22 protein-coding genes are annotated in these 21,375 nt (G+C 67.9%); 15 read left to right on the top strand and 7 right to left on the bottom strand.

The genetic code is table 11. The features are described 5' to 3' along the window. Positions 1–34: 34 nt before the first annotated feature. Positions 35–571, bottom strand: a complete 537-nt coding sequence (gene ppa, locus AC5P9N_RS12230) for an inorganic diphosphatase (protein ID WP_005410935.1) — start codon at positions 569–571, stop codon at positions 35–37. A 184-nt stretch (positions 572–755) separates the two neighbouring features. On the opposite strand from ppa, the gene AC5P9N_RS12225 reads away from it, so the two are divergent. The 4 genes from AC5P9N_RS12225 to AC5P9N_RS12210 all read left to right on the top strand — a co-directional run bounded on the left by AC5P9N_RS12225 (position 756) and on the right by AC5P9N_RS12210 (position 5,962). Then, entirely contained in the window at positions 756–1,229 is a 474-nt protein-coding gene (locus AC5P9N_RS12225; protein WP_005410934.1) for a hypothetical protein, read from the top strand. A gap of 72 nt (positions 1,230–1,301) precedes the next feature. Then, the gene (locus AC5P9N_RS12220) at positions 1,302–1,802 is read left to right on the top strand and encodes an RNA polymerase sigma factor (RefSeq protein ID WP_005410933.1); all 501 of its coding nucleotides are present in this window, start codon (positions 1,302–1,304) and stop codon (positions 1,800–1,802) included. 104 nt (positions 1,803–1,906) lie between these two features. After that, positions 1,907–2,842: a FecR family protein gene (locus AC5P9N_RS12215; RefSeq protein WP_164212694.1), complete on the top strand. Its 936-nt coding sequence runs from the start codon at positions 1,907–1,909 to the stop codon at positions 2,840–2,842. Between the two features lie 201 nt (positions 2,843–3,043). Then, on the top strand, positions 3,044–5,962 hold the full coding sequence (locus tag AC5P9N_RS12210) for a TonB-dependent receptor (protein ID WP_099484126.1): 2,919 nt from the start codon (positions 3,044–3,046) through the stop codon (positions 5,960–5,962). A 150-nt stretch (positions 5,963–6,112) separates the two neighbouring features. Here the strand turns inward: AC5P9N_RS12210 and AC5P9N_RS12205 are convergent, their stop codons facing one another. Further along, positions 6,113–6,370, bottom strand: a complete 258-nt coding sequence (locus AC5P9N_RS12205; RefSeq protein ID WP_099484125.1) for a DUF2789 domain-containing protein — start codon at positions 6,368–6,370, stop codon at positions 6,113–6,115. A gap of 107 nt (positions 6,371–6,477) precedes the next feature. Here AC5P9N_RS12205 and AC5P9N_RS12200 point away from each other — a divergent pair, with 107 nt between their 5' ends. From AC5P9N_RS12200 to AC5P9N_RS12180, 5 genes are read left to right on the top strand one after another with little or no spacing between them, the layout of a single operon-like run. Then, positions 6,478–7,065 carry a biliverdin-producing heme oxygenase gene (locus AC5P9N_RS12200; protein ID WP_099484124.1) on the top strand — a complete coding sequence of 196 codons (588 nt, stop codon included), beginning with the start codon at positions 6,478–6,480 and terminating at the stop codon, positions 7,063–7,065. Positions 7,066–7,096: 31 nt separating this feature from the next. Further along, positions 7,097–7,564, top strand: coding sequence for a YbaN family protein (locus AC5P9N_RS12195; RefSeq protein WP_099484123.1), 468 nt, complete (start codon positions 7,097–7,099; stop codon positions 7,562–7,564). Then, positions 7,551–8,279: a tonB-system energizer ExbB gene (exbB, locus tag AC5P9N_RS12190; protein ID WP_099484132.1), complete on the top strand. Its 729-nt coding sequence runs from the start codon at positions 7,551–7,553 to the stop codon at positions 8,277–8,279. The genes AC5P9N_RS12195 and exbB overlap by 14 nt, the downstream gene beginning before the upstream one ends. Before the next feature lie 9 nt (positions 8,280–8,288). Next, the gene (gene exbD, locus AC5P9N_RS12185; protein WP_043034068.1) at positions 8,289–8,714 is read left to right on the top strand and encodes a TonB system transport protein ExbD; all 426 of its coding nucleotides are present in this window, start codon (positions 8,289–8,291) and stop codon (positions 8,712–8,714) included. Next, positions 8,711–9,430 carry an energy transducer TonB gene (locus AC5P9N_RS12180; protein WP_099484122.1) on the top strand — a complete coding sequence of 240 codons (720 nt, stop codon included), beginning with the start codon at positions 8,711–8,713 and terminating at the stop codon, positions 9,428–9,430. The genes exbD and AC5P9N_RS12180 overlap by 4 nt, the downstream gene beginning before the upstream one ends. A gap of 77 nt (positions 9,431–9,507) precedes the next feature. Here AC5P9N_RS12180 and AC5P9N_RS12175 read toward each other — a convergent pair whose 3' ends face one another. Further along, positions 9,508–11,535, bottom strand: a complete 2,028-nt coding sequence (locus tag AC5P9N_RS12175) for a sodium-translocating pyrophosphatase (RefSeq protein WP_059035334.1) — start codon at positions 11,533–11,535, stop codon at positions 9,508–9,510. Between the two features lie 354 nt (positions 11,536–11,889). Between AC5P9N_RS12175 and AC5P9N_RS12170 the strand changes: the two genes are divergently transcribed. Next, complete coding sequence (locus AC5P9N_RS12170) at positions 11,890–12,393, top strand: hypothetical protein (protein ID WP_005410923.1); 504 nt, start codon at positions 11,890–11,892, stop codon at positions 12,391–12,393. Between the two features lie 72 nt (positions 12,394–12,465). Here the strand turns inward: AC5P9N_RS12170 and AC5P9N_RS12165 are convergent, their stop codons facing one another. Both AC5P9N_RS12165 and AC5P9N_RS12160 read right to left on the bottom strand, forming a co-directional pair. Next, positions 12,466–12,855: a DUF488 domain-containing protein gene (locus tag AC5P9N_RS12165; RefSeq protein WP_099484121.1), complete on the bottom strand. Its 390-nt coding sequence runs from the start codon at positions 12,853–12,855 to the stop codon at positions 12,466–12,468. Between the two features lie 118 nt (positions 12,856–12,973). Continuing rightward, entirely contained in the window at positions 12,974–14,230 is a 1,257-nt protein-coding gene (locus tag AC5P9N_RS12160) for a 6-phosphofructokinase (RefSeq protein ID WP_005410921.1), read from the bottom strand. Between the two features lie 136 nt (positions 14,231–14,366). Between AC5P9N_RS12160 and AC5P9N_RS12155 the strand changes: the two genes are divergently transcribed. From AC5P9N_RS12155 to AC5P9N_RS12145, 3 genes are all read left to right on the top strand, one after another. After that, the gene (locus AC5P9N_RS12155) at positions 14,367–14,930 is read left to right on the top strand and encodes an adenylate kinase (RefSeq protein ID WP_012481184.1); all 564 of its coding nucleotides are present in this window, start codon (positions 14,367–14,369) and stop codon (positions 14,928–14,930) included. A gap of 329 nt (positions 14,931–15,259) precedes the next feature. Beyond that, a complete protein-coding gene (gene mpl / locus AC5P9N_RS12150; protein WP_087802411.1) occupies positions 15,260–16,624 on the top strand; it encodes a UDP-N-acetylmuramate:L-alanyl-gamma-D-glutamyl-meso-diaminopimelate ligase in 1,365 nt (454 codons plus the stop codon). Next, on the top strand, positions 16,621–17,199 hold the full coding sequence (locus AC5P9N_RS12145) for an LON peptidase substrate-binding domain-containing protein (RefSeq protein ID WP_012481182.1): 579 nt from the start codon (positions 16,621–16,623) through the stop codon (positions 17,197–17,199). Before mpl ends, AC5P9N_RS12145 begins: the two co-directional genes overlap by 4 nt. A gap of 147 nt (positions 17,200–17,346) precedes the next feature. Here the strand turns inward: AC5P9N_RS12145 and AC5P9N_RS12140 are convergent, their stop codons facing one another. Then, the gene (locus AC5P9N_RS12140; protein ID WP_099484120.1) at positions 17,347–19,344 is read right to left on the bottom strand and encodes a bifunctional DedA family/phosphatase PAP2 family protein; all 1,998 of its coding nucleotides are present in this window, start codon (positions 19,342–19,344) and stop codon (positions 17,347–17,349) included. 85 nt (positions 19,345–19,429) lie between these two features. On the opposite strand from AC5P9N_RS12140, the gene AC5P9N_RS12135 reads away from it, so the two are divergent. Together AC5P9N_RS12135 and AC5P9N_RS12130 are read left to right on the top strand one after the other, a co-directional pair. Continuing rightward, entirely contained in the window at positions 19,430–20,092 is a 663-nt protein-coding gene (locus AC5P9N_RS12135) for a serine/threonine-protein kinase (protein ID WP_076739719.1), read from the top strand. Continuing rightward, the gene (locus tag AC5P9N_RS12130) at positions 20,089–20,595 is read left to right on the top strand and encodes a DUF2867 domain-containing protein (protein WP_099484119.1); all 507 of its coding nucleotides are present in this window, start codon (positions 20,089–20,091) and stop codon (positions 20,593–20,595) included. The genes AC5P9N_RS12135 and AC5P9N_RS12130 overlap by 4 nt, the downstream gene beginning before the upstream one ends. A gap of 51 nt (positions 20,596–20,646) precedes the next feature. On the opposite strand, the gene AC5P9N_RS12125 is transcribed toward AC5P9N_RS12130, so the two are convergent. Next, a complete protein-coding gene (locus tag AC5P9N_RS12125) occupies positions 20,647–21,330 on the bottom strand; it encodes a hypothetical protein (RefSeq protein ID WP_076739717.1) in 684 nt (227 codons plus the stop codon). Positions 21,331–21,375: the final 45 nt, after the last annotated feature.

The raw sequence follows: 21,375 nt of genomic DNA, 5'->3' as shown, positions 1-21,375 counted from the left end.
CCGGCAGGGCATGCCGGAGCGATCCGGTTCAGGCTCAGGCCTTGCTGTCGAGATGGCGCTGGTGCGCCTCGATCAGGATCTGCTTGGCCTCAGCGGCGCCGCCCCAGCCATCGAGCTTGACCCACTTGCCCTTCTCCAGGTCCTTGTAGTGCTCGAAGAAGTGGCCGATGCGCTCCAGCCAGTGGCTCGAGACCTGGGCGATGTCTTCAACGTGGGCGTAGCCACTGAAGATCTTCGACACCGGCACGGCCAGGATCTTCTCGTCGCTGCCTGCCTCATCGCTCATCTTCAGCACGCCGACCGGACGGCAACGCACGACCGAGCCCGGCACCAGCGGCAGCGGCAGCACCACCAGCACGTCGGCCGGATCGCCGTCGCCGCACAGGGTGCTCGGCACGTAGCCGTAGTTGCAGGGGTAACGCATCGGGGTGGACAGGATGCGGTCGACGAAGATCGCGCCGGTTTCCTTGTCCACTTCGTACTTCACCGGCTCCGAGTCCTTCGGGATCTCGATGATGACGTTGATTTCTTCCGGCGGGTTCTTGCCGGGCGAGACGAGTTCCAGACCCATGGTCGTGCTCCAGGTGGGGGATATAGACGGATAGCCCCCCATTTTATGCCTTTGCCGGGCGCTGTGCAGAGGGAGGGGCTGACCGCTGCGTGGGGCAGGGACCCACGCGGCAGGCCGGGGTTGGCTGATAGGGCCGGCCGGTGCGGGGGCGCAAGCTGGATCGACCTTGCCAAGGAGTCCGCCGATGAAAGTGTCTGCCCTGCCGTTCGCCCTGTTCTGCATGCTGCTGGTTGCGCCGTTGGCCCAGGCCTCTCCTTACGTCGACCTGATCGACTACCCGCGGCAGGAAGCCAACTGGGACCGCTTCTTTGCCCTGGAGGGACGTCTGCAGTACGGGTTCGACGCGATCTGCGGCGATACCTTCTGCGAAGGCGAGTACAGCGATATCCGCGCCCTGCGCCTGCGCTGCTCGGTGGACGCGGTGCGCGGCACGGTGCATGAGTGCCTGTGGGCATTTGCCGCCAGTGACCTGGCTGTGTCGCGGCATGACGGTGCGATCGTCGCCCGGCAACCGACCTGGCTGTGCCGCCTGCCGCTGGTGCCTGGCACACCGGTGGAGGCCTTCCATGCCGCGCTCGCCGCCCGCAATCCACTGCATGACCCGTTGCCGGGGACCTCGCAGAGCGTCTATGACGGGCTGACCGGGTGCATCCATTGATGCGAACGTGACGGATTCTCATTAACGGAGTAGCATGCGCGGCGCCTTCCGTCTGTCGTCCCGGTTCCGCGCATGTCCTCCAATGCCGCCTCCCTCACCGAACTGCTGATCCGCGAGCGGCCTGCGCTGCTGCGCCGGGTGCAACGCATCCTGGGGGGCGACAACGGCGCCGAGGACGTGATCCAGGCGGTGTGGTTCAAGGCGCGTGGTGTCGATGACAGCCAGGCCATCGACAATCCGCGTGCCTACCTGTACCGGCTGGCCGCCAACCTGGCCACCGACCACGGCCGCGAATCGACCCGGCGCAACCGCCTGCTGGCCGACCACTACCTGTGGGGAGCGGACGAGGTCATCTCGACCGAGGAACAGGCCATGGCCCAGGACGAGCTGCAGCGTGTGCTGGATGCGGCCGGACACCTGCCGGAGCCGACCCGCACCATCTTCCGGCTCAACCGCCTGCAGGGCCTGACCCAGGCCGAGATCGCCCGCCGCCTCGGGGTGTCGGTGACCACCGTCGAGAACCATGTGCGCACCGCGTTGCAACGCCTGGCCTGGGCGCGCAGCGGCCGATGATCGCCCCGGCTTGGGGCTGGCCCTCGCTGAAACGTCTTGATCACTGGACCGTGGATGCGGTCTAGTTCCCCCGCCCGCGCTTGAATGCGCCTGTCCGCCAGCCGATGAGCCCGCCGAACACGCTGCCCGCCGCCAATGACGATGCCCTGGCCGAACAGGCCCGGGGCTGGATTGCGTGGCTGGCCTCGGGTGACATCGGCGAGGGGCGCCTGCACGAGTTCGAGCGCTGGCTGGCAGAGCCGGGGCACCGCCGGGCCTTCGAGCACGAGCGAGCGCTGTGGCGCAGTGTCGGGCCACGCCCGCAGGCCCGGTCCGCCGAACACCGCCGCCCGCATCGAATGCGCTGGGCGATGGCCGTTGCAGCTGTGTTGGCGATGCTGGTGGCATGGCCGGAGGCCTGGTTGCGGCTGCAGGCCGACCATCGCAGCACGCATGTCGTGCAGAACGTAACGCTGCCCGATGGCAGCCGCGCAGTGCTGGATGCGGACAGCGCGATCGCCGTGCGCTTCGATGCGCACGCACGCGAGGTCGAGCTGCTGCGCGGGCGCGTCTGGTTCGAGGTCAGCCCGGATGCGCCGCGACGTTTCAGCGTGCGTGCCGGCAATGGCGTGGTTGAGGACATCTCCACCGCGTTCACCGTCGCGCGTGGCGATGACGGGGTCGAAACCCAGGTCGGGCAGGGCAGGGTGCGTGTGGCCAGCCCGGCCGACGGTGGCTGGACCTACCTGCAGGCGGGCCAGCGTGCCGTCTATGGCGAGCGCAACGGCGTGACGCGCCTGCAGGATGTGGCGGCCGACAGCGTGGGCGCGTGGCGCCAAGGCGAGCTGCTGCTGGAGCAGGCCAGCGTCGCCGACGCCGTGCAATGGGTGGGGCTCTATCGTGCCGGCCCGACGTTCGTGCGCGGTGATCTGTCGCGATTGCCGGCGATCAGTGCGGCGCTGCGCATCGACCGCCCGGAACAGGCGCTGGACGCGTTGGCGGCGACGGCAGGTCTGCAGGTCACCCGCCTGCCGCTCGGCGTCGCCATCATCCATCAGTAGATCCACGCCATGCGTGGATGATGTTCCCGATGTGCCGGCCAACGGTCGGCACCCTCTGCGGCCGCAAATCGCCCTTGGGGTTGCCGCGCGCCCAACCGTCTTACCCCGCGAACGTACCCGCCGCCGCCACGTACGTCGCCGTGTCCGCCTGTGTTGCGGATGACGCCGCGCCTGCGGCACCGATTACCTGACAGGTTCCCCATGTTCGACTCCCACCGTCCGGGCCGCGCGCCGCGCCCGTCCCGCCTGTGCATTGCATTGCTGGCTGCCGGCCTGGCCAGTGCCACGCCATCCGTGCTGGCACAGAACGCCCGTGGCGATCACGCCGCCGTACAGCGCTTCGACATTCCGGCGCAGCCCCTGGACGAGGCGCTGCGCAGCTACATGCGCCAGTCCGGCGTGCAGGTCGTGTATCCGGCCATCCTGGCCCACGGGGTGAGCTCGCGTGCGGTCAATGGCAGCCTGCCGGCCAACGAGGCGCTGCAGCAGCTGCTGCAGGGCAGTGGCCTGGCGGTGCGCCGGGTCAGCGCAGATGCAGTCACGCTGGAAGCGGCAACGCCGGCGCAGGCCGAGAGCAGTGTGATCGTCACCGACACGCTCAGCGTGGCCGGCGACCGCGTCGACAGTGGCGCGACCAGCGACGAGGCGCGCCTGCTCGACAGCTATCGCAGCGTCGGTTCCACCACCACGCTCAACCGCACGCAGCTGGAGCGTTTCCGCGGTACGTCCAACGGCGACATCGTCAAGGGCGTGGCCGGCGTCACTGCCGGTGACCCACGCGTCGGCAATGGCTTCGACGTCAACATCCGCGGCATCCAGGGCCAGGGCCGCGTGCCGGTGATCATCGACGGTGGCCAGTCCAGCATGGATACCTACCGTGGCTATGCCGGTCAATCGCAGCGTACCTACCTCGACCCGGACCTGATCTCAAGCCTGACCATCACCAAGGGCCCGAGCCTGCAGGCCAACGCCTCTGGCGGCATCGGCGGCGTGGTCGAGATGGAGACGCTGAAGATCGGCGACGTGCTGCGCGAAGGGCGCGACTTCGGCGTGCGCGTGCGTGGCGGCCTGGCCAACAACAGCGCCAACAACCTGCCTTCCTACAGTGCCGCGCCGCGCAACGATCGCAGCGCCACCGGCAGCCAGTTCTTCAACGTGGCTGCGGCAGGTCACTGGGACCGCTTCGATCTGGTCGCCGCCTACGCCTACCGCGACAATGGCAACTACTTCTCCGGCAAGCACGGCTACGACGACTTCCCACAGACCCGGCGCACGCTGGCACCGCTGAATCCGCCGCGTACCGAGGTCTTCAATACCTCGGCCCGCTCGAAGTCGGCGCTGCTCAAGGGCACCTGGCGTATCGACGATGCACAGACCCTGGAGGCGGGCTACCGCCGCTACGAAGGCACCGCCGGCGAGATCATGGCCTCGCAGATCATCCGCGTCGATCGCGACCGCATTCCGCAATGGGATCCGGGCCACGTCGACATGGACAGCTACACCCTGCGCTATCGCTTCAACCCGGACAGCGAGCTGGTCGACCTGCGCGTCAATGCCGCGTACACCGACACCGACAGCGTGATGTACAACAGCCTGACCGGCATCACCCCGTGGTATTTCGATCGTCGTACCGAGTGGTACGACGCGCCCAGCTTCAGTGGCGACCCCGGCTACAAGGATGCCTACCGCAATCCGCTGCGGCAGAAGCGCTTCGGCCTGGATGCCAGCAACACCTCGAAGTTCGATACCCGCGCCGGTGCGTTCACCCTCGACTACGGCCTGTCCTACAGTGACGAAGACATCGCACCGGGCAGCTCGGGCCCGGTCATGCACGACGATCTGGTCAACAACCGTTTCCTGCGCAACGCCGAGCGCAAGGAATACAGCGCCGTGGCCTCGCTGAAGTGGCAGCCCGATGAGCACTGGGAACTGCTGGCCGGCGGCCGCTGGAACCGCGTGGACGTGCACGACCGCAACCGCCTGGCCTCGCCCGATGCCTACGAGGTGCAGGGCCAGTACCGCTACACCGAACTGCTCAATGGCAACCCGGCGCTGCCGTCGTGGCGGGCCAAGCGCATCGCGCTGCTGAACTGGTATCCGGACGCCAACGGCAACTTCACCCAGGAATCGCTGCTGGCCTCACCGTACAAGAAGGGCACGGTGCGCGACATCGGTGGCTGGAACTTCTACGACGCCGGCAAGGCGCAGGACCTGGAAGTGCCGGTCAGCTGGACCTGGTCGCAGCCGATCCGCCGTCGTGACACCGCGTTCTCGCCGACCGCCAGCGTGGCCTACCGCTTCAGCGAAGACACCATGGTCTACGTGAAGTACGCCGAAGGCACCAAGCTGCCGAGCCTGTTCGAGACCACGCTGGGCCTGTTCACCGCTGCCAAGCCGGTGGGCGAGTTGAAGCCGGAGCGTGCGCGCAGTTGGGAAATCGGTGCCAGCACCCTCCGCTATGATCTGTTCACTGCCGGCGATCGCCTGGCGCTGAAGCTGGCGTACTTCGATACCCGCATCGACGACCTGATCACCCGTGACTACCGCACGCTGTCGGCGGGCCTGATCCGCAACGTCGACCAGTTCAAGGTCTCGGGCATGGAGTTCCAGTCCAGCTATGACAGCGGCAAGGTGTTTGCCGATCTGTCCGCGCACTACTACTTCAAGGCCAAGACCTGCGCGCCGGACATCGCCGCCGAGCGCCGTGCCTATGGGGCGCAGCGCAGGAACGGCGAGCTGGCCAACACGCCCGACTGCGTGGACGGCGGCTTCGAGGGCTCGTACACCAATACCCAGAACCCACCGCGCTACATGGTCAACCTGACCCTGGGCTCGCGCCTGTTCGACGAGCGCCTGACCTTCGGCACCCGCGTGGTCCACAACGCCGGCCCGATCAGCAAGCTGGACAAGGACTGGAACGTGGGCCTGTCGGCGATCCAGCAGCTGTACCGGCCAACCACGCTGGTGGACCTGTTCGCCAGCTGGAGCTTCAACGACCAGCTGTCGGTGGAAGCCGGCGTGGACAACCTGACCGACCGCTACTACCTGGACCCGCTGGCCCTGGGCGTGATGCCGGCCCCGGGCCGCACCGCGCGACTTGCGTTGACCTGGAAGTACTGATCGGTCGCGGATGAGCGGTGGGGCCGGATCCCTTTCCTGCGGAAAGGGCTCCGACTCCAGCGAGCCCCAACCGCCCTCGGTGGGTGCGGACCCTGGTCCGCACCGCTTCTGCCGTGCAATCGACAGCGCCGGGCCATGCCCGGCGTCTATTTACAGCCCGCTCGAAGTCTTTACCGCATCTTCGTGCAGCGACTCGTTCAGCTCATCCACCACCGTGGTCCATGCCGCATCGGCCTGCAGTGATTCGGACAGGAACTGGCGCTGGGCATCGTTCCAGTACGGTGCTTCGACCACCTCCACGTCGGTGGCCAGCTGGTGTTCGCGGATGAAGCGGGCGATGCCCTCTGCGCTGGCATCCAGGCCCAGTTGCAGGAACAGATTGGTCATGCGCGGTTCGGTGGTGATCATCGTCGGTTCCGGATGGACAAGGGGATGGCCCATTATCGGTGTAGACGGCGTTGGGGAAAGCCCCGTGGCAGACGTCTACAGCACGACGACCCCCTTGGCATTCCCCCATGAACGCACACATCGCCCCTGAAGAAGGCCGCAGCCTGCGGCTCAAGGCCGCCACCCGCGACAGCCACGGTGCCCTGGACAAGCGCATCATGGCCGGCGACATCTTCGCCGACCGCAGCAATTTCGCCCGTTTCCTGCGCGTGCAGTATCGCTTCCACCGCAGCATCGATGCGCTGTATGCCAACCCTGCGCTGGACGCACTGCTGCCGGACCTGGGCGAGCGCCGCCGCCTGACCCAGGTCGCGCGCGACCTGCAGGACCTGGAGCAGACCCTGCCGGGGGCTGACATCGCGGCGTTGCCGTCCGATCTGGAACTGCCCGCCGCGTTGGGGTGGCTGTACGTGGCTGAAGGCTCCAACCTGGGCGGCACCATTCTGTACAAGATGGCTGCCAAGCTCGGCCTGGACCGTGATTTTGGCGCCCGCCACCTGGCCGCGCATCCGGATGGCGCGGCGCGCCACTGGCGTGAGTTCACCGCGGCGCTGGACGCGGTACCGCTGAGTGTCGAGCAGGAGCAGCAGGTGATCGATGCGGCCGACGCCGCGTTCCGCAGCGTGCACGGCCACGTCGAAGTGGAATTCGCCTGATGCACGGCGCGCGCCCACAGGTGCAGCGCTGATGCGCTGGCTCTGGTTCGCGCTGGGCTGGCTGATGGTCGGGCTCGGGGTGATCGGCGCGTTGCTGCCGGTGATGCCGACCACCATCTTCCTGATCCTGGCCGTGGGCTGCTTCGCGCGCAGCTCGCCGAAGTTCGAGCAGCGCCTGCTGGCGCATCCGCGCTACGGCCCGTCGCTGCGGTTGTGGCGCGAGCAGGGCGCGGTATCGCGCAAGGGCAAGGCGTTTGCCAGTGCCGGCATGGCGCTGGGCTTTGCCCTGTTCTGCTGGGGCGCGCACCCGTCCTGGCGCCTGCTGCTGGGCGTGGGCCTGTTGTTTGCGGTCAGCGCCGGCTACGTACTGAGCCGACCGGCACCGCGGCTGGAGCCCCATCCGGTCGTGGAAGTGGACGACGCCAATGATCCGCGCGCGGCCCGCCGCCGCGCAGCGCCCCCTGATGCTGATGGAAACCGAGACGATGCTGCCTGCTGACCTGGCCCCCGTGGCCACCCCCGCATTGACCCCATGGGGCATGTACCTGGCCGCCGACGTGGTGGTGAAGGCCGTGATGATCGCGCTGGCACTGGCGTCGCTGGCCACCTGGACCGTGCTGCTGGCCAAGGGCTGGGAGCTGGCCCCCCAGGCCCGGCAGCTGCGCGCGGCGCGCGCGCTGTTGCTGCAGTCCGCACAGCTGCCGCCGCAGAGCGAAGAGGCAAGTCTGCAGCAGGGCATCGCGCTGGCGATGCTGGACGCCGCCCGCACCGAACTGCGTCTGTCGCAGGATCTGGATAGTCGCGACGGCATCAAGGAGCGCATCGCCTCGCGCCTGGACCGCATCGAGCTGGAGACCGCGCGCGTGCAGCGGCGCGGCATCGGTGTGCTCGCCAGCATCGGCGCGGTGGCGCCCTTCGTCGGCCTGTTCGGCACGGTGTGGGGCATCATGAACAGTTTCATCGGCATCGCACACAGCAACACCACCAACCTGGCGGTGGTTGCGCCCGGCATCGCCGAGGCCCTGCTGGCGACCGCACTCGGCCTGGTCGCGGCGATTCCCGCGGTACTGGTCTACAACCATTTCAGCCGCGTGCTGGCCGGCCTGCGGGGCCTGCTCGGCGATCTGTCGGCGGCCGTGCAGCAGCTGGTCTCGCGCGATCTTGATCGTGCCGTGCCGCGTACCGCAGCGGCACCGCTGCGCGCGGTGCACTGAGGCGCGACGATGGCGATCAGGACCGCGTCCGACCGCGACGACGCACCGGAAGAAGCACACGAGATCAACGTCACGCCCTTCATCGACGTGATGCTGGTGCTGCTGATCATCTTCATGGTAGCCGCACCGCTGGCCACCGTATCAGTGCCGGTGCAGCTGCCGGCCAGCAGCGCCAGTGCCACGCCGCCCGAACAGGCGCCGGTGTATGTGACCGTGCAGGCCGATCTGTCGCTGCGCGTGGGCGAGCAGGCGGTGGCGCGTGACGGGCTGGCCGCTGCATTGCAGGCGGCCACCCACGGCGACACCGCGCAGCGCATCTTCCTGCGTGCCGATACCCACGTGCCTTACGGTGAACTGATGGCGACGCTGGACGCGCTGCGTGGCGCAGGCTACTTGAAGGTGGCACTGGTTGGACTGGAGCAGGGCGCGCGATGAGTGGACTGCGGCGCTGGGCGACCAGCCTGGCGATCGTGCTGCTGGTGCACGCGCTGCTGATCGGCGCGGCCTGCTGGTGGGCGACGCGCGCACCGGTACTGGCTGCGACGGCGCCGCCCGCCGCGCTGATGCTGGAACTGGCACCGATGGCGCAGGCACCGCCGGTGCCGCCGCGCGAGGTCGCCACCGGTCCACTGCAGCAGCAACAGCAGCGGCAGGCGCCGAAGCCGGCCCTGCGCGAGCAACCGGAGGCGCCGGTGCAGCCGCAGGGTGACCTGCCACCGCCGCGTACACCAGAGCCAACGCCCTTGCCGGATGTCGCCGACGCCAATGTCGCGCAGACCAGCGCACCGCCACAGGTGGCCGCTGACGCCGCCGCGCGCTACGCCGCACCGCAGACCACGGCGGGTGAGCGCAGTCGCGCCGAGGCCACCTGGGAAGGGCGCCTGCTGGGGCACCTGCAGAAGCATCGCCGCTATCCGCGCCAGGCCGAGCGGCTGCGCCAGCAGGGCGTGGTCTACGTGCGCTTTGCCGTGGCCCGCGATGGCGCGGTCTCAGGGTTGAAGCTGGGCCGCAGCAGTGGCTTCGCGCTGCTTGACCAGGAGACGCTGGACACCGTGCAGCGCGCCAGCCCGGTACCGGCGCCGCCGGCCGAAGTGGCCGGCGACCCGGTGGACGTGATGGTGCCGGTGTCGTTCTTCCTGCGCGGGCGGTGATTGACGGTGGGGTCGGATCCCTTTCCTGGGAAAGGGCTCTGACCCCATCGAGGCCGTCATCCACGCATGGCGTGGATCTACAGCAACGGCACCAGCAGCAGCGCGACGATGTTGATGATCTTGATCAGCGGATTGATCGCCGGGCCGGCCGTGTCCTTGTACGGGTCACCGACGGTATCGCCGGTCACCGCAGCCTTGTGCGCCTCGCTGCCCTTGCCGCCGAAGTGGCCATCTTCGATGTACTTCTTGGCGTTGTCCCAGGCGCCACCGCCGGTGGTCATCGAAATGGCCACGAACAGGCCGGTCACGATCGTGCCGATCAGCAGGCCACCCAGTGCGCGTGGCCCCAGCAGCAGACCGACCACCACCGGCACCGCCACCGGCAGCAGCGAGGGCACGATCATTTCGCGGATCGCCGAGCGGGTCAGCATGTCCACCGCCTTGTCGTACTGCGGCTTGCCGGTGCCCTGCATGATGCCGGGGATCTCGCGGAACTGGCGACGTACTTCCTCCACCACCGCACCCGCCGCGCGGCCGACCGCTTCCATCGCCATCGCACCGAACAGGTAGGGAATCAGGCCGCCGATCAGCAGGCCGATGATCACCGTGTGGTCGCTGAGGTCGAAGCGGAATTCCTGCCCGGGATGTGCAGCCTGCAGGTTGTGCGTGTAGTCCGCGAACAGCACCAATGCGGCCAGTGCGGCCGAACCGATCGCATAGCCCTTGGTCACCGCCTTGGTGGTGTTGCCCACCGCATCCAGTGGATCGGTGATGTCGCGGATCTCCGAGGGCAGCTCGGCCATCTCGGCAATCCCACCGGCGTTGTCGGTGATCGGCCCGTAGGCATCAAGAGCGACGATCATGCCGGCCATCGACAGCATCGCGGTGGCGGCGATGGCGATGCCGTACAGCCCACCCAGCGCGAACGCGCCCCAGATCGCCGCACACACGGCCACCACCGGCAGCGCGGTGGACTTCATCGAGATGCCGAGGCCGGCGATGATGTTGGTGCCGTGGCCGGTGGTCGAGGCCTGCGCCACGTGCTGCACCGGCTTGTACTGGGTGCCGGTGTAGTACTCGGTGATCCACACGATCAGCCCGGTCAGGACCAGGCCGATCAACGCGCAGCCGTACAGGGCCATCGGCCCGTGCACGTTGTCACCCATCAGGCCGGTAGTGATCGGGTAGAAGGCGATGGCGGCCAGCACGCCGGAGACGATCACGCCCTTGTACAGCGCGCCCATGATCGAGCCGCCAGGCTTCACTTTGACGAACAGCGCGCCGATGATCGAGGCGATGATCGATACGCCGCCCAGCACCAGCGGATACAGCACCGCATTGGTTCCGGCTTCGGCCAGCATCAGGCTGCCCAGCAGCATCGTTGCGATGACGGTCACCGCGTAGGTTTCGAACAGATCGGCGGCCATGCCGGCGCAGTCGCCCACGTTGTCACCCACGTTGTCCGCGATCACCGCCGGGTTGCGCGGGTCGTCCTCGGGAATGCCGGCTTCCACCTTGCCGACCAGATCGGCGCCGACGTCGGCGCCCTTGGTGAAGATGCCACCGCCCAGCCGCGCGAAGATCGAGATCAGCGACGAGCCGAAGGCCAGGCCGACCAGCGCATGCAGCGCCTGTTCCATCGGCAGGCCCATGCGCAGCAGCAGCGCGTAGTAGCCGGCCACGCCCAGCAGGCCGAGGCCGACCACCAGCATGCCGGTGATGGCACCGCCGCGGAAGGCGACGTCCATTGCGGCGCTGATGCCGTGGCGTGCAGCTTCGGCAGTGCGCACGTTGGCGCGTACCGACACGTTCATGCCGATATAGCCGGCCGCGCCGGACAGTATCGCGCCGACCGCGAAGCCGATCGCGGTGTACCAGCTGAGGAACACACCGACCAGCACGAACAGCACCACACCGGCCACGCCAATGGTCAGGTACTGGCGGTTGAGATAGGCACGCGCACCTTCCTGGATCGCCGTGGCGATCGCGATCATGCGTTCATTGCCGGTGGGTTGGCGCAGGATCCAGCGCGCCGAGACGATTCCGAACAGGATCGCGAGAATGGCGCAGCCCAGCGCCAATGACAGCCCGTGACGTTCCAGCATTAGACCCCTCCGCAGAATGGATGTAGGCATCCAGTGGCGATGAACGGCACCACGAGGGGGACGACGGGCTGCAGCCTGGAACCAACCCGTACCGACCTTGGCGGTCGTCCGACGTATGGCGGTGTTCAGCATTCCCTGGTGCCCGCAGTATGCGTGCCGCCACTTGTAGAGTCGAGCCGTACTCGACTGGCTTCTACTAGCCGCGCCTCCTGAACCTGTGGGTGCCCTCAGGATGGAAGGCATCGCCATGCGCGCGGGCCCTGTCGCCGGGCCAGGGGCACGAGAGTCACAGGCCTTTGCACCCCGTTAAGCCAAGCTCTGCAAGCCTGCGCTCAGTCCTGTAGGAGATCTCCCATGCGCCTGTCCCTGTTGATGCTTGCCGCCCTGGTCCCGGCTGTACCAGCACTCGCCGCGGAAACCCCGGAGCTACAGCGCGCCGTGGGCGCTCCGCAGGCGGTAGGCGCGGTGCATACGCTGCGGCAGATCCCCGAGGCCTGTGCGCGCCTGGAAGGCGCCTTCACCGGGCAGGCGGCCGAGCCGTACCGCTTCTCTGCGGTGCGTACCAGTGAGCAGTGCCAGCCGCGCGCGCGCTTCGTCGACTACGCCAAGGCGCAGCCAAGTGCCGACAAGGGCTGGAAGCTCAATGATGTGATCCGCGTGCCCAGCGCAGCATGCCCGGCACAGCAGGCGGTGGTGCGCGTGTGGCGCCTGCCGTCGACCAACAAGGTCGAGCTGGACGGTCAGGGCCAGTCGCGCATCTATCTGGAGGAAGCGAAGAAGCAGGCCGCTGCCGGCCAGATTCCGCAGGTGACGATGTTCGCCGCGCAGCTGCAGATGGAAGGCAAGGCCTGCAACTGAAATTGCCTGGGCGGTGTACCCAAGCGGTCATCCACGGGTAGTGCCGGCCGCTGGCCGGCAACCCTGCAATCATCACTCGGCCAGCGTCGCCCCGCGCGCCGCCAGCAGCTCGCGCAAAGCCTTGCGATGGCAGTGCGCCTCATCCTCGCAGTAGCACCCCACGCTGATGTCGCTGTGCTGCGACAGTGCGGCAAGCAGGTCCAGTGCATGGGCGGCATCGGGCGCTTTCATCTCGGCCTTGTAGTGGCGGAAGAACGCGGTCCAGTCGGCGGCCGTCGTCGCCTCATGCGCCCGCTTCACCAGTTCCGCGCTGGGTGACAGGGTCGGGAACCAGACGTCGTACCAGTCCTGTCGGGCGAACTCGCTGCGCGGAACGCCGCGCGGCGGCCGCCGCACGGTGCCGATGCGCAGGCCCTCGCCAGGCACGCGCGGCGTACCGAGTCGAACAACACGCAATGCCATGGTGTTCCTCCATTAAAAGGGGACGGAGGGGATTAAGTCGTATCCGACCCACTGCTGACGCTGTTGGAGATGACAGAGGGGCGTATGCGGCTTAATCCCCTCCGTCCCCTTTTTCGGGTCAGCCCTCGAACGGCGGCAGCTTCTGCTTCACCGCCACGTTCTTCAGGGTGACGTATTTCGGCAGGCCGTCGGCGCCATACGGCAGCGGCGCTTCGCCCTTGATCAGCGGCGACAGGTAGGCCCGCGCCCTGGCGGTGATGCCGAAGCCGTCGCGGCGGATGAAGCCGGCGGGCATCTTCTTTTCATGGTTGGCGATCTTCGACAGTGGCGCCGCTTCGATCTTCCAGCGGTAGGGCGCATCGCTGCTGCGCACGATCACCGGCATCACGCCGTTCTGGCCCTTCAGCGCCAGCTGCACGGCGGCCTTGCCGACCGCCTGCGCCTGCTCCCAGTCGGTCCTGCTGGCCAGGTGCCGGGCCGAGCGCTGCAGGTAGTCGGGCAGCGCCCAGTGCACCTTCAGGCCCAGCTGGTCCTTGACCCGGCCGGCCAGGTGCGCGGCCACGCCGCCCAGCTGCGAGTGGCCGAACGAGTCCTTGCCGCCGCCAGCGTCAGCGACGAAGCGGCCATCGGCGGTGGCGATGCCCTCCGACGCCACCACCACGCAGTAGCCGACGCGCTCGACCACCGCTTTCACCTTGGCCAGGAACGCCGCCTCGTCATAGGCGCGTTCGGGCAGCAGGATGATGTGCGGCGCTTCGTCATCGCCGTTGCCGGCAAGGCCCGCGGCCGCGGCCAGCCAGCCGGCGTGGCGGCCCATCGCTTCGTAGATGAAGACGCGGGTGGAGGTTTCGGCCATCGCCGCCACGTCCAGCGCTGCCTCGCGTACCGACACCGCGGTGTACTTGGCCGCCGAGCCGAAGCCGGGGCAGGTGTCGGTCACTGCCAGGTCGTTGTCGATGGTCTTGGGCACGCCGATGCAGGTCAGGTCGTAGCCGGAGGCCTTGGCCAGCTGCGAGACCTTCAGCGCGGTATCGGCCGAGTCGTTGCCGCCGTTGTAGAGGAACCAGCGCACGTCGTGCGCGCGCAGCACCTCCAGCAGGCGGTCGTAGCGGGCGCGGTCGGCATCCAGCGATTTCAGCTTGACCCGGCAGGAGCCGAACGCGCCGCCCGGGGTATGGGCGAGGGCGCGGATGGCCGCAGCGCTCTCCTTGCTGGTGTCGATCAGTTCCTCGCGCAGCGCGCCGAGGATGCCGTTGCGCGCGGCCAGGACCTTGATGCCCTTGGCCCGGGCCTGCTCGATCACCGCCGCCGCCGTGGCGTTGATGACCGCGGTGACACCACCGGATTGGGCGTAGAGGAGAGTACCGTTGCGCATGCGTCTACCTGCTCGGGGGAAAGGACATTGCAGGGACATTACCCGGATGCGGTAAAGTGGCGCTATTGCGGTGCAGCGATACCGGTCCGTCCGGGACGCGAACCTTCTTTGTTTTCAACACGTTGGAGTCAGGTCAATGCGATTGGTTCTGTTGGGACCGCCCGGTTCGGGCAAGGGGACACAGGCGACGCGCCTGAAGGAAAAGCTGGAGATCGCCCACATTTCGACTGGTGACATGCTGCGCGCGGAAATCGCCGCGGGCACGGAGCTGGGCAAGCAGGCCAAGACGGTGATGGATGCCGGCAACCTGGTGTCGGATGACATCCTGCTGGGCATGCTGGAGTCGCGCCTGACCCAGCCCGATGTCGCCAAGGGCTTCATTCTTGATGGTTATCCGCGCAATGTGGCCCAGGCCAATGCGATGGACGGCCTGCTGGCCAAGATCGGCCAGCCGCTGGATGCCGTGGTGCAGCTGGACGTGGCCACCGAACTGCTGGTCGAGCGCATCGCCGGTCGTGCCAAGGAACAGGGCCGCGCCGACGACACGCCGGAAGCGGTGCGCCAGCGCCTGCAGGTCTACAACGACCAGACCGCCCCAGTGGTCGACTTCTACGCCGGCCGTGGCACCCTGGCCCGCGTCGATGGCGTGGGTGAGCTGGACGAGATCGAAGCCCGCATCCTGGCGGCGATCAAGGCCTGATCCGGCGGGGCCGGCCTGTTGCTGGCCCTTCGGGCGCAAAAAAACACAGGCCTGGTCCGTGAGGATCAGGCCTGTGTCGTTTGACAGGCGCCAGCGAAGGGCTTGCTCAGGGCCCCGCAGCATGAGCTCCCTTGGGGATGGCCTCTTGGGGAGTAGGACCGGTTCGGGTACTGCGGCTGGCAGTTCGAATTGTGTCCGGGTTCACAGAACATCGCTATCGGGAATTCCCTGACAGGTGATTGGAGTTTTCTCACATCCCGTGTAGGACTTGTCTTACCCGGGGGCGGACATTGGCCCTATACAGCCGTCATCGGTCACAATCCTCGGTCATGAGCAGCGTACATATCCTTGCAATCGCCGGCACCTTCATGGGCGGCGTGGCCGCCCTGGCGCGGGAACTGGGCCATACGGTCAGCGGCAGCGACCAGGCCATCTATCCGCCGATGTCGACCCAGCTCGAGCAGCTGGGCATCGCCCTGGACCAGGGCTACCGCGCCGACAGCGTGCCGGCCGGCACCGATGACGTGGTGATCGGCAACGCCCTCTCGCGCGGCAATGCCGCCGTTGAGGCCGTGCTCGACGCCGGCCAGCGCTACATTTCCGGAGCGCAATGGCTGTCCGAACAGGTACTGCCGGGTCGCGACACCCTGGCCGTGGCAGGTACCCATGGCAAGACCACCACCACCACCATCCTCACCTGGCTGCTGGAAAGCGCCGGTCGTTCGCCCGGTTTCCTGATCGGCGGCGTCGCCGAGGATTTCGGCGTCTCCGCCCGGCTGGGCCAGGGCCGTGAGTTCGTGGTCGAGGCCGACGAGTACGACACCGCGTTCTTCGACAAGCGCAGCAAGTTCGTGCACTACCGGCCGCTGGTGGCCATCCTCAACAACCTTGAATACGACCACGCCGACATCTTCCCGGACGTGGCCGCGATCCAGCGCCAGTTCCACCACCTGGTGCGCACGGTGCCGGCGCGTGGCCGACTGATCGTCAACGGCGAGGACCCGCATCTGGCCGAAGTGCTGGCGATGGGCTGCTGGACCCCGGTCGAGCGCTTCGGCTTCGACCCGTCGCTGGAATGGCATGCCGAGCTGCTGGCCGCCGATGGCAGCGCCTTCCGCGTACATCACCGCGGGCAGGCAATGGGCGACGTGCACTGGTCGTTGCTGGGCCGCCACAACGTGCTCAACGGCCTGGCTGCGCTGGCTGCCGCACATGCGGTGGGCGTGGCGCCGGCCGACGTGATTCCTGCGCTGGCGCGCTTCCGCAGCGTCAAGCGCCGCATGGAAGTGATCGGCCGCCATGACGGCATCACCATCTACGACGATTTCGCCCATCACCCGACCGCGATCGCCACCACGCTGGATGGCTTGCGTGCCAAGGTGGGTGACGCGCGCATCGTGGTCGCGATGGAGCCGCGCAGCAATTCGATGCGGCTGGGGGCGCACGCGCAGTCGCTGGCCCCGTCGCTGGCGTTGGCTGACGAGGTGGTGTTCCTGCATCGCCCGGAACTGGCCTGGGATGCGGCCGCGGTGATCGCCGCAGTGCGCGGCGAAGCGCACGCGGTGCCCGATACCGACGCGCTGCTGGCGCAGCTGCAGGCCAGCGCGCGCAGCGGCGACCACGTGGTGTTCATGTCCAATGGGGGCTTCGACGGCGCACCGCGCCGCTTCCTCGCCGCGCTGCAGGCCCGATGAGCAGCGACACATCACTGCCGCTGTTTCCGCTGCACACCACGCTGGTGCCGGGTGCAGCGGTCGGCCTGCGCGTGTTCGAGCGGCGGTACCTGGATCTGGTCCGCGACAGCGGCCGCAGTGGCGAGGGCTTCGGTGTCTGCCTGATCCTCGACGGCCAGGAAGTGGGAGCCCCGGCGACACCGGCAGCCTATGGCGTGCAGGTACGCATCGAAGACTTCGATGTCGGCGCCGACGGCGTGCTGCAGTTGCGCCTGCGAGGCACCCGCCGCTTCCATGTCGAGCGCACCCGCGTACGCGACAACGGCCTGGTGGTGGCCGACGTGCGCTGGTGCGACGAAGACCCCGACGATGAGCTGCGGCCGCAGCATGCGCTGCTGGCCACGGTGCTGGGGCACATCATCGAGCAGGCCGGTGAGGCCTATGCGCCGGCCAATCCGGCGTTGCTGGACCAGGCCAGCTGGGTTGGCTGGCGGCTGGCCGAACTGCTGCCGCTGAGCGAGCAGCAGCGCCTGCAGCTGCTGCAGATGGACGACCCGCACCAGCGGTTGCAGCAGTTGCTGGGCTGGATGCCGTAGCCGATAGCCGCCAACCAAGGTTGGCCACTACCCACGGCAGGGGACGACCAGGGCGCGGCAGAACCGGTAGCTGCCAACCTTGGTTGGCAGGCTTTCCCCGAAACGCCAGCCAAGGTTGGCATCTACCAGAGCGCTGCGGCGGCCTCCTCAGGGCATGGTGGTCTTCAACCGCAGCACCGGCAACCCGGTTTCGCTGTGCACGTCCTCGCGCTGCGGCAGGTCCTGCACGGCGTCCTTCACCGCGTTCAACGCCGGGTCGACGCCACGCAGCGGGTGCCACATGCCGATCCATTCGAAGTGGCGTTCGTAACGCAGGGTCTGTGCACTGCCCAGCCACAGCGGCGTGTTGCCCGCCTGCAGCTGCGCGGGTGCCGGCCACAGGCGCAGCACATAGCGTTCGTCCGGCTTCGCACCCTGGCGCACCATCAGCAGTGCTTCCACGCGGGTGTCCAGCGTGGCCGGCAGCACCGGCAGTTCATCGGCGCCGGTGTTCTTGTCCAGCATCAGCAGCGCCTGCTGCCAGCCGGCCTGTTCCTGCCGCTTCCAGCCACGCGCTTCCAGCTGCGCCTGCAGCGGTGCCAATGGCCCGGCCACCTGCACGTCCAGCGGCCAGCGCTGGTCGTCGTCGAACTCGTTGCGGCGCGCCGGCAGCGTGGCCCAGTCGTGCTCCCACCAGGCCTGCATGTCCATCGCCTGCGGGGCCGGCAGGGTCGGTTCGAAGCGTTCCAGCTTCACCGGGATGTTGCGCGGTGCGTACCACATCGCCGCCACGGCGAAGACGCCGTAGAACAGCCAGGCCACCGGCTTCACCCAGAACGAGCGGTTGAAGCGGCGGCGATAGGCGATGCCCAGCACCAGCAGCCAGAACGTGCCGAACAGCATGCCGCCGATCACGTCGCTCAGCCAATGCGCGCCCAGGTACAGGCGCGAGAAGCCGATCAGGCTGACCACGATGCCCGAGACCAGGTACGGCCAGACGCGGGTGCGGCCGGGCATCTCGCGTGCGATCAGCACCGCGAAGAAGCCGAAGGTGATGGTGGCCATGGTCACCGACACCGACGGGAAGCCGAAGCCGCTGCTGGCTTCGATCGGGCGCACCACATCCACGGTGGCGCCCAGCAGCATGGTCAGCGCCAGGCCGAAGGCCAGTGCCGCCAGCCAGTGTGCAGCGGCCATCCAGCGTCGGCGCCAGATCAGATAGCCCATCGCCGCGGCGGTGGCCGGCAGCAGGACCTGCCAGGCCCCGAGCGACGCCAGCGCAGCCATCGGGTAGTCGGCCAGCGGATTGCGCAGCGCCAGCATGGCCTGGTGCACCAGCAGGTCGATCGCCAGCGGCTCGCCGTGCGCGACCACCACGGTCAACAGCGCGAACCAGCCCCAGCCCAGCAGGAGCAGCATCAGCGCCAGCATCGCCAGCGGCACCGATTCGCGCCGCTTCGGGTCCAGCACGCCAACGGTGTAGCGGCCCAGCGTCGGGTGGCGGTTGGACCAGTCCAGCAGGCGTGCCAGCCAGTTGTCCATGCGTGCGGCCGACCAGCGGTAGCCGTACAGCACGATGGCCCAGACCAGGCCAAGGATCACCGCTAGCAGGCCGACCACCACCACCAGCCGACCGGCCACAGCAGCCACCGCGTCATACGCTTCGCCGAGGATCCAGCCTGGCGCCAGGAACAGTACCGCCCAGGAAATGCTGGCGATGCCGCTGGCCTGCACGTAGCGGCTGGCGGGCATCTTCATCATGCCGGCGATGGCCGGCACGAACGGGCGGATCGCGCCGACGTAGCGTGCCACCAGGATGCTCTTGAAGGCATTGCGGCGGAACAGGTTTTCGCCGCGGTCGAGCAGCTGCGGGTAACGGCTGAACGGCCACACGCCGCGCAGGCGGTCGCCCCAGCGGCGGCCGATCCAGTAACTGATGCCATCGCCGGCAAACGCACCCAATGCCGCAGCCGCCACCGCGTATGGCCCGGAGATCTGGCCCAGGCCAATGAACACGCCCACCGCGAACAGCAGTGGCAGCGCCGGCACGATGGCGCCAAGAATGATGACCGCATCGCAGAAGGCGATGAGGAAGATAACGGCGCCCGCCAGCACGGGGTGAGCGGCAATCCACGCGAGCGTGGCGTCGATCCATGAAGAGTCCATTGCCCGATTATAGGGGCGTGAAGGTGACTGGTTCCCAGCCGCTTCGTGACCGTTTGCAACCGGCGCCATCGCCTAGAATGGAGTCATGCCGCATACGCCAGACGCTCCCCACCATGCTTTGAAGGCCGACAGCTTCGGCCGGATCCTTCTTGTGAAAGGGCCCGATGGCTCGTTCGTACGCCGCGACCTGGGGGCCACGCCGCTGTGGCTGCGGTTGCCCGCGTGGTGGCTTGCACGTCGCGAAGCACGCGCGCTGCGCCATATCCATGGCATGGCCGATGTGCCGCAGCTGCTGGCCTGGGATGGCCGCCACCTCGACCGCAGCTTCATGGCCGGCGATGCCATGTACCAGCGTCCGCCGCGCGGCGATCTGGCCTGGTTCCGCGCCGCGCGTCGCCTGCTGCAGCAGCTGCATCGCAATGGCGTGGCCCACAACGACCTGGCCAAGGAAGCCAACTGGCTGGTCACTGAAGATGGACGACCGGCGCTGATCGACTTCCAGCTGGCGGTGATCGGCAACCCGCGCTCGCGCTGGATGCGGCTGCTGGCCCGCGAGGACCTGCGCCACCTGCTCAAGCACAAGCGCATGTACTGCCGCGAATCACTCACCCCGGTGGAGAGGCGCGTGCTCAAGCGTACTTCGTGGGTGCGCGAGCTGTGGTTCGCCACCGGCAAGCCGGTCTACCGCTTCGTCACCCGCCGCATCCTGCACTGGGAAGACAACGAGGGGCAGGGACCGAAGCCGTGAGTGCATCGCAGGTGATGAGCGCGCCGCCGAGCGCGGGCAGCGTGCTGCGAACTCAGCTGCCCGGTGCGGATTTCGTGCATGCGTGCCATGCGACCACCCGTCGTGATGGGCGCTCGGCGTTGCAGGCCTATCGTGACATGGCCGCGAGCATTCCCGGTTGGTTCGATGGTCTGATGGCGCTGCGCATCCACGGCATGCGCCTGCTTGGGATGAAGCACCTTGGCTCATTGCGTGCGGTGCACGACACCGACGATCCGGCCGCCGGCCAGCGGCTGGGCATCTTCACCCTGCAGTCGCTGGATGACGATGCCATCGTGCTGGAAGACGATGATCGCCACCTGCGCGTACAGCTGGCCCTGCAATGGCAGGGCGATGTGCTGGAAGTGGTGACGGTGGTGCATACGCATAACGCATTCGGGCGCCTCTACATGCTGCCGGTCGCGCCCGTGCACAGGTTGATCGTGCCGCATCTGCTGCAGAGGCAGGTGCAGGCGTATCGATGATTCGACACTGCGCTCGCCGGGCCATGCCCGGCGACACGCGGCGTTCCCGGATTACGGCGTCGCCGGCACCACCTGCTGGCCGATGAAGTTGCGCTTGGCATCGAAGTCATAGGCGATCTGCAGCTGGCCCACGTCCGGGCAGGCGTGGCAGTCGCGCAGCGGTGTGCGGTACAGCAGGCGGATCCCGCCGCCCTCCAGCGGTGTCGCTCCGGCCGATTGCGCCGGCGCGAACGGCGTGGCCTGCGGATTGGCTTTCAGCAGCTCCTGCACGGCCGGGTCGGCACGCAGCGTGTCGTCCAGCTGTACGGCATCCACATCGATGCGCTTGCCGCTGGCGTCGACCAGGCGGGTGCCTTCGTTGGTGTTGGCCCGGAAGGGATACTCGACCGTGGCAATGCCCAGCCCCTCGTTCTCATGCCACGCGGTCACATACGCCAGTTCCCCGGCGCTGGACAGTTGCTCGGCCGCGGTGATCGCCTCGGCGCTTGCTCCCCCCGCTCGCATCGCATCGCGCAGGCAATCCCGGGTGGCGGCATTCTCGCCCTGGCGGCATGCGTTCAGATCGCCATCCCAGACCACGGCCTCGCTCCAGTGCATCTTGCCGTCGGCGGCGGCCTTCTCCGCGCTGGGCGCGTCACCGGCGGGTGGCTCCTTGCCGGGTTCCGGCGAACGGCCCTGGCAGGCAGTCAGCAGGGCAAGCCCCAAGGCAGGCAGCAACAGGCGGGAACGGCGCATGGCGTGGACCTCGTGCGTTGACTGGAGGCCCGAGTATCGTCAAGG

It is taken from the genome of Stenotrophomonas sp. YJH_SMC_6 (assembly GCF_059371335.1).
This window is presented reverse-complemented; position numbering and strand designations above follow the sequence as displayed.

Bases quoted from the DNA above. Each gene is read 5' to 3' on its own strand.
- AC5P9N_RS12125 (WP_076739717.1), bottom strand. From the start codon at position 21,330: ATGCGCCGTTCCCGCCTGTTGCTGCCTGCCTTGGGGCTTGCCCTGCTG.
- AC5P9N_RS12175 (WP_059035334.1), bottom strand. From the start codon at position 11,535: ATGCTGGAACGTCACGGGCTGTCATTGGCGCTGGGCTGCGCCATTCTC.
- AC5P9N_RS12180 (WP_099484122.1), top strand. From the start codon at position 8,711: ATGAGTGGACTGCGGCGCTGGGCGACCAGCCTGGCGATCGTGCTGCTG.
- AC5P9N_RS12165 (WP_099484121.1), bottom strand. From the start codon at position 12,855: ATGGCATTGCGTGTTGTTCGACTCGGTACGCCGCGCGTGCCTGGCGAG.
- AC5P9N_RS12135 (WP_076739719.1), top strand. From the start codon at position 19,430: ATGCCGCATACGCCAGACGCTCCCCACCATGCTTTGAAGGCCGACAGC.
- AC5P9N_RS12155 (WP_012481184.1), top strand. From the start codon at position 14,367: ATGCGATTGGTTCTGTTGGGACCGCCCGGTTCGGGCAAGGGGACACAG.
- AC5P9N_RS12195 (WP_099484123.1), top strand. From the start codon at position 7,097: ATGCGCTGGCTCTGGTTCGCGCTGGGCTGGCTGATGGTCGGGCTCGGG.
- AC5P9N_RS12225 (WP_005410934.1), top strand. From the start codon at position 756: ATGAAAGTGTCTGCCCTGCCGTTCGCCCTGTTCTGCATGCTGCTGGTT.
- AC5P9N_RS12215 (WP_164212694.1), top strand. From the start codon at position 1,907: ATGAGCCCGCCGAACACGCTGCCCGCCGCCAATGACGATGCCCTGGCC.
- AC5P9N_RS12210 (WP_099484126.1), top strand. From the start codon at position 3,044: ATGTTCGACTCCCACCGTCCGGGCCGCGCGCCGCGCCCGTCCCGCCTG.
- AC5P9N_RS12170 (WP_005410923.1), top strand. From the start codon at position 11,890: ATGCGCCTGTCCCTGTTGATGCTTGCCGCCCTGGTCCCGGCTGTACCA.
- AC5P9N_RS12205 (WP_099484125.1), bottom strand. From the start codon at position 6,370: ATGATCACCACCGAACCGCGCATGACCAATCTGTTCCTGCAACTGGGC.
- AC5P9N_RS12160 (WP_005410921.1), bottom strand. From the start codon at position 14,230: ATGCGCAACGGTACTCTCCTCTACGCCCAATCCGGTGGTGTCACCGCG.
- ppa (WP_005410935.1), bottom strand. From the start codon at position 571: ATGGGTCTGGAACTCGTCTCGCCCGGCAAGAACCCGCCGGAAGAAATC.
- exbB (WP_099484132.1), top strand. From the start codon at position 7,551: ATGCTGCCTGCTGACCTGGCCCCCGTGGCCACCCCCGCATTGACCCCA.
- exbD (WP_043034068.1), top strand. From the start codon at position 8,289: ATGGCGATCAGGACCGCGTCCGACCGCGACGACGCACCGGAAGAAGCA.
- AC5P9N_RS12200 (WP_099484124.1), top strand. From the start codon at position 6,478: ATGAACGCACACATCGCCCCTGAAGAAGGCCGCAGCCTGCGGCTCAAG.
- AC5P9N_RS12145 (WP_012481182.1), top strand. From the start codon at position 16,621: ATGAGCAGCGACACATCACTGCCGCTGTTTCCGCTGCACACCACGCTG.
- AC5P9N_RS12140 (WP_099484120.1), bottom strand. From the start codon at position 19,344: ATGGACTCTTCATGGATCGACGCCACGCTCGCGTGGATTGCCGCTCAC.
- mpl (WP_087802411.1), top strand. From the start codon at position 15,260: ATGAGCAGCGTACATATCCTTGCAATCGCCGGCACCTTCATGGGCGGC.
- AC5P9N_RS12220 (WP_005410933.1), top strand. From the start codon at position 1,302: ATGTCCTCCAATGCCGCCTCCCTCACCGAACTGCTGATCCGCGAGCGG.